Source organism: Flavihumibacter sp. CACIAM 22H1, from assembly GCF_001601815.1.
Classification (GTDB): domain Bacteria; phylum Bacteroidota; class Bacteroidia; order Chitinophagales; family Chitinophagaceae; genus Flavihumibacter.
The window spans coordinates 49,390-55,761 of the sequence record NZ_LUKG01000022.1 but is presented as its reverse complement, the minus strand read 5'-3'; the positions used below and the strand labels follow the sequence as shown (position 1 = coordinate 55,761).

4 protein-coding genes are annotated in these 6,372 nt (G+C 42.5%); 1 reads left to right on the top strand and 3 read right to left on the bottom strand.

From position 1 onward, the window contains the following. Positions 1 to 463 precede the first annotated feature (463 nt). Positions 464 to 1,894 carry a S41 family peptidase gene (locus A1D16_RS08415; RefSeq protein WP_290708916.1) on the top strand — a complete coding sequence of 477 codons (1,431 nt, stop codon included), beginning with the start codon at positions 464 to 466 and terminating at the stop codon, positions 1,892 to 1,894. A gap of 70 nt (positions 1,895 to 1,964) precedes the next feature. Here A1D16_RS08415 and A1D16_RS08410 read toward each other — a convergent pair whose 3' ends face one another. The 3 genes from A1D16_RS08410 to A1D16_RS08400 are packed head-to-tail and all read right to left on the bottom strand — an operon-like array spanning position 1,965 to position 6,337. Next, entirely contained in the window at positions 1,965 to 2,495 is a 531-nt protein-coding gene (locus A1D16_RS08410; RefSeq protein ID WP_290708915.1) for a hypothetical protein, read from the bottom strand. A 24-nt stretch (positions 2,496 to 2,519) separates the two neighbouring features. Next, a complete protein-coding gene (locus A1D16_RS08405) occupies positions 2,520 to 2,918 on the bottom strand; it encodes a DoxX family protein (RefSeq protein WP_290708914.1) in 399 nt (132 codons plus the stop codon). Between the two features lie 11 nt (positions 2,919 to 2,929). After that, the gene (locus tag A1D16_RS08400) at positions 2,930 to 6,337 is read right to left on the bottom strand and encodes a polysaccharide deacetylase family protein (RefSeq protein WP_290708913.1); all 3,408 of its coding nucleotides are present in this window, start codon (positions 6,335 to 6,337) and stop codon (positions 2,930 to 2,932) included. Positions 6,338 to 6,372 lie beyond the last annotated feature (35 nt).

Here is a 6,372-nt window from a genome sequence, read left to right as displayed (position 1 = left end):
GGTTAGAAGGAAAAATATGGGGTAGATGATCTTTTGAAAAGGCAAGTTTGGGTAAAGGTTTTACTGGTCGATTGCTCCAGACTTTTGGGGAAAGCGGATTCTTTTCGGATTTCTCCATAAATGCAAGCCTCTTGTTCAGGTACCGGATCAGGTTGCGAAGACTAGTTTCGCAGCCCTGAGTATCCTGCCTATGGGTTGTGTGCTCACAAAGAGAATATTTAAGCTCTCGGTATGTGGGATTATAGTAGCAAAATCCTACCTACCCGAATAATCGGTGAGGCAAGGCTCTGCCCTAAAATTAAGCTCTGTTGAAGAGCCGCAGGAGGGTCTCTGCGCCGGTAGGTAAAAAAGCCAACTAACAGCAGCAGCAGAAGCTGTTTCAGAAAAAAAGCATCCGGAAATACAATCACGCTTCAGAAATCTATATTTTTTGCATTTTTGAAGGATAAAAACTGGTTAGTTTATGCGTATTTTTTTGATACTTGTTCTGTTGCAGGTTGGTTACAGCCATTCTATAGCCCAGAAAGTTGTTTGTAATTGCCGGGCAAATCTGGATACGTTAATAGCTAGTGCCGAATTGAACTATGCTGGTTACCCCGCTAAAGTAAATGCACATAGCAGCAAAGACTACCATAGAATGGCTGAACGCATACGGCGGATGGCCTCTGGTTTGGATGATCCTAAGAAATGTTATTACCTGCTTGCTGATTATGTACGATTTTTCAGGGATAAGCATTTTATTGTTTCCTACTTGCCTGAACAGGATGAAGACAGCCTGGTGGTACCGGTGAACGAAGCCGGGTTGAAAAAATATTTCAGTGCCCCGAATCGATTAGCCTTGGAAGGAATCTGGATGAGTGCAGACTCTTCTGTAAAGGTTGCAATCCGGTTGGTTCAGGACGGCCTATATCAAGGCATACGCCTGGCATCAAAATCGGATCAGTTTCCGGTTGGCTTTGTTTATTTTACCATTCGTCGCCAGGGTGAAAAGTTATATGTAAAGGCATATGATCGTTTCATGAGTACGGAAGTGCCCGTAAAACAATATGGTAACCTGCTGCAGTTTTGGAATGAATCCATGTTTGGGAAGATTTATCCCAGTTCAACAAATGCCCGGGAGCAGGAAGAATTAGCCCGGTGGAGAACTACAAAAGGTCTGTATTATGCGGAACCAGCCCCTGACGTAGCATACCTTAAGATTCCTTCTTTTGGTAATAACGAACAGGAGATTGCCGCATTGGTGCAAGCCAATGATTCTGCTATCCGTAGCCGTCCTTATCTGGTTCTTGATTTGCGCGGCAATAGCGGCGGAAGTGCAGGCTGGGTTTCTTTATTGCCTTATATGATGACGAATGCAATTGAACAACCCCTTTCTTATTTGCGGGTTTCTCCCAATAATGTGAAATTAAAACTGGGAGATCTGGAGCCATTTGTTACGGCACCGATTCCTGATGAATACCAGAAATATTTTCCGCCTGCTATGCTGGCTAAATATAAAAAAGCTTACGAGGAGCTACCATCTACCCGGGATGATTTTTACCCGATACCAGGTGTGCATTTCCCTTTGGAGGAAAACTTGAAATACCCCCGAAAAGTTGCCCTGATAGTAGACGACCGTTGTGGTAGCTCAACAGAGTATTTTTTCTATCTAACCCGTCAGTCTGCCAAAACAATCCGGTATGGATGTAACACGCTTGGAATGATGGACTATGAAGGCATGTCTATTCCATTAAAAATGCCGTTTAACAGGTTTATTATTACGGTTCCAAGTGTGAAGTCGGGCTGGACAGATTCAGCGCCTATTGATCAGACCGGGTTTCAGCCAGATGTTGTTTTGAAGGAACCTTATGAAGAATGGCTGCCAGTTATTATCAAGGACCTGAAACGTCGTTAGATCAGGTTTAGAACCATTCGCAAACTGCTCATTAACCAGCTTTTGAGCAGTTTGCGAATGGTTTATTCGCTTATTTGATTTTCGTATAATAAGCAACTTCTCCGCTCATGCTAACATGCACTACAATTTTAGAATTGCCCTTTTCGAGCTCTACAAAATAGGAGTCTTCATCTTCAAATTGGGTATTGTACAAGATCATGTTCCTGTCATTTACTTCATTGTCGTCGTACATCAACACATTCACCGGTGTATAACCAACATATTTTTCGTGAATGTACTGCTGTGCTTTTTCTGGTAGGTCGGAGAAGTTTTTATTGAAAGTAGTTCCCACCAGTTTGGCATCAATGTCATAAAATGCCGAAACGATTTGGCCGTCTTTAACAAACGTAAATTCATTAAAGTCGTTCATTTTTTGGGTACTAATAGGATTTATAGTACCAAAATCTGCAGCAAATGCCTGTTTAGACTGGTAACTCACTTCCTCTGCTCTGAGTTTTCTCCTTTCTTTTTTTGCTTCGTGTTTTTCTTCATGTTTTGTTTGCGCATTTAAAGATGCGGTTACCAGCAGGGCGGCAGCTGATATAATAAGTAACGGTTTCATTTTGTTTCGTTTTAATTGTTAAGGTTATAGTTGATTTCTGAGATAATTGTCCATTGAAATTTCACCTGGCCCTTTAACAAGAAAGTAAAAAAGTGTTATAAGGGTAAGAAGAGAAAATGCCGCATCTTCTTGGTTCGAAAGGCAAGCCCGCTGGGTGGCTGTGAAAATCAGCATGCCGGCCATAATAGGAATTTGCAGGGCAGAAGCCAGCCTGGTTAGCAGGCCGGTGATTATTAAGATTCCGCACAGAAGACTGCTGATTGCAATTAAATGATCCCAAAAAAGACCTGCAATTGAATGTGTCGGACTTAGCCGGATCAGCCGGTCCAGTTTGGTGGGGTTGGTCAGGAAAAATAGTCCTTTTAAAGTAATGATGATGCCCAGTATTACCCGGAAAAATAACTGAATGGATGGATGTTTCATAGTCGTAATTTTTAGGTAACAACCGTATTGATAGCTGGTTTTACATGGCCTGTTCGTTTTAATACGCCCCAGGTTTGGCTTTCACCTTTAATGGCTTTTTTAAGCGACTTGAATAGAATTATGTACATCAGTTGCCGGTAAATAAATCGTTGGGGAATTATCCAGAATAGTTTGCCTGGTTTCTCTTTTTCAAATGCAAAAGCAATTGCACTTACCAGTATATCCACCAGCAGAAATAGAAGGTAATAGGTAATAATTTTATGAATGCTTTCCAGGTTGTGCCGGTTATAAAATAGACTGATCACTAACATAAGGTCAGCCAATGGCGCCAGTAAGGGAAGCAGTATTTGGAACAGCAGGATATTAGGAAGAGAAATCATGCCAAGGCTCTTGAATCGGGGATTGAAACAGGCATCCTTATTTTTCCAGAAACTTTGCATTATTCCATAACACCAACGGAAACGTTGTTTCATAAACTGATGGATGGTTTCGGGAGCTTCGGTAACGGCAATTGCCTCCGTACAATTAACAACCCGATACCCTGAACGTAGAATCCTGATCGTGAGGTCACAATCTTCGGCCAAAGTGTCACTGGTGAATCCCCCCGCTTTTTGGACGGCGTCTTTTTTAAAGGCTCCGATGGCACCCGGTACTACAGTAATGCCATTTATCAGATCAAATGCCCTGCGGTCGAAATTCTGTGCGGTCGTATATTCGATGCTTTGCCATTTGGTTAGGATCGTAGTTTTGTTGCCGACTTTTACATTTCCTGCTACAGCTCCTATTGCTGGCTTGCCGGGCAATTGATTGATAAAACATTTCATCAATTGCGTAATGGCATCGGATTTTAACTGTGTGTCTGCATCAATACATACGATATAGTCATTATTCGTTTGGCTGATTCCATAATTTAAGGCGGAGGCTTTTCCTCCGTTCGGTTTGGTGTAAATTTTTACTCTTTTATCCTTTGAAAAAGCGCTTTGTACTGTTTGAAAACTATGATCTGTAGAGCCATCGTCAATAAAGATGATCTCAAAATCTTTATAATCCTGTTGTAACAGATTTTCCAGGGTTTTTACAGCGGTAAGCTCTTCATTGTAAGCCGGCACAAGAATACTAACGGGTGCTGGATTGCCAAGTTCCAGTTGTTGAACCGGTTGATAAATGGCAGTTTTTAATTTTTGGATAATGGCTAGGATCGCCATGATAAGGATACGGACCATACCTAAAATAATCGCCGCCCAGAATGCGAGCGTTATTCCTTTTTCTAAATGATAGCCGAATCCGGCAATCTGCCCGTTTATTTGTAAAAGTTTCCCATGTACGGGCGGCATTATAGTTTCTTTAGGAGTATGTAATAGGTTGGCTACTGTTGTAAATGCAACCTGTTTGTTTTTAAAATAGTGGATAATTCTAGGAAGGGCGTCGACGGTTGCCTGCCGGTTACCGCCTGCATCGTGTAGCAGAATGATGCCTTTTCCAGGATTAGCCTCATACTGCTGAATTACTTTTAAATATATACTATCCGCTGTTATACCGGTTTCCCAGTCGTTCGGATCAATGCTTTCGCCAACTGTGTAATAGTTTTTTTGTTTGCTCAGGGCAATGGGGCGTAATTCTGCTTCAGTGGATGGTTCCGCATCTGCATTATAGGGAGCCCTGAATAATACGGTACTATGACCTGTAACAGCTTCAATCAGCAGCCGGGTGCTTTCCAGTTCGGCGGTGGCTCTTTCACTGCTTACTGTGGCTATATTCGGATGCGTAAAGCTATGGTTGCCGATTTCATGTCCTTCCTGGAATATTCTTTTTAATAAGGGTAGGTTGTTTTCGGCTTCCATTCCCACTACAAAAAAAGTAGCCGGAACTTTTTCCTTCTTTAAAATATCTAATATCTGGGGGGTGTAGCTGGGGTCCGGACCATCGTCAAATGTCAGGATTACCTGGTGGTTAACATTCCCGTACTTTTTTATGACATATCCCGATGGCAATTGCAGGTATCGTTGTTCAGCAATAAGATTTTCTACAGAATCGCCTTCGATCCTGATTTTGCCAGTATCTGGCTTGGTCAGAACATTTAATATTTCACCATCCCCCAGGTAATCAGGGTGCTCAAAGAGCGGAGACGCTTTCTCCAGATCACTGAAATTAATTGGCTGCTGAAGGAGACTTTTGTTGGTAAGGCTGCGGTTGTAAAATTGCCAGATGCGTTCATCTTCACTGCCTAATCTCCACAAGGCGGTGCCGGCAGTACCATATTCATCTGCAAAACGGATCGTGTTAAAATTGGTGGCCGCATCCGCAAACCATACTTCGTGCGCTGTACCTTCAGCATCGGTATAAGAATACCTGTTATTATAGTTATTGTTGTCAAAATCTATAGGTGCTTTATGTTGCTTGGCAATTGCCAGGGCCTGTTGATAAGTTACTGTAGAAGCGTCTTCATTTTTGGGCCAGTCGTAGCCATATCCTGCAATGCCTAAAATAAGTTTATTGGAGGGTAGTTCGCGAGCAGTTTCATCCAGTACCTTCTCAATCCATTGCTGGCTGCTTACTGGTCCGGGTGTGCTTGCGGTAAAATGTTCGTCGTATGCCATTAAAAACAGGTAATCATTGTAAGCAGCCAGTTTCTTTACATTAAAGTCTGTATTGCCGGCCATAATATCCTGCGTTACCAACAGTTCAAGTGCATGAAGTTTCTCATACAACTCTTTTTGAAAAGCTATAATTGGCTCATCTCCGGCTTCATTAAATTCCTCAAAGTCTATATTAATTCCCTGGAGTTGATACTGTCGGATGTATTTAACGATATCGCGAATAAGGCGTTCTTTTTTTGCCGGATTGTGTAGGATCCGGTGAAGTATACTGCCATCAAATTCGCCGTCTTCTTTCGATTGGTTGATATTATTAAGCAACGGAAGTATACAGAGCTTATTTTTTTTCATTAATTGCAAGGCAAGCGTGTCTATTTGCGGTTGCAGGGTATCCGTTGTCGGATCTATGAAGAACCATTCCGGAACCACCGTATTCAGCTTGCTGATATGCTGTTGTAAGGAATAGAATGATTGGGGATCCCAATCCACATAAAAGGCTGCGCGTATTTCAGACAACCTTGCTGGCTGGTTGTTTTCCTGAAATTGTTCAATTTTTTTGCGGGCTGTAAGATAGGCATCAAATCCCCGGTATTTTTTCAGATCAGCTGTTGTTAGGCTGCGTGGAATAATGGGCGGATGGCTATGCCGGCCTTTCCCGGCTACACCATCCAATTGCGGTAATACCGGTTTGGTGTCTTTTAAAAGGCTATAAAGAACGATGGGAAACAGCAGGATGAGTATAGTTGCCAGCAAACCCGAACTCCATTGAACGGCTCGCCATCTGCTTTTTGAGCTGGTTTGAAATATCTGTTTGGGTGTTGACATACAGCCTTTTGCCCAAAACTACCGGCAGAAAGCGG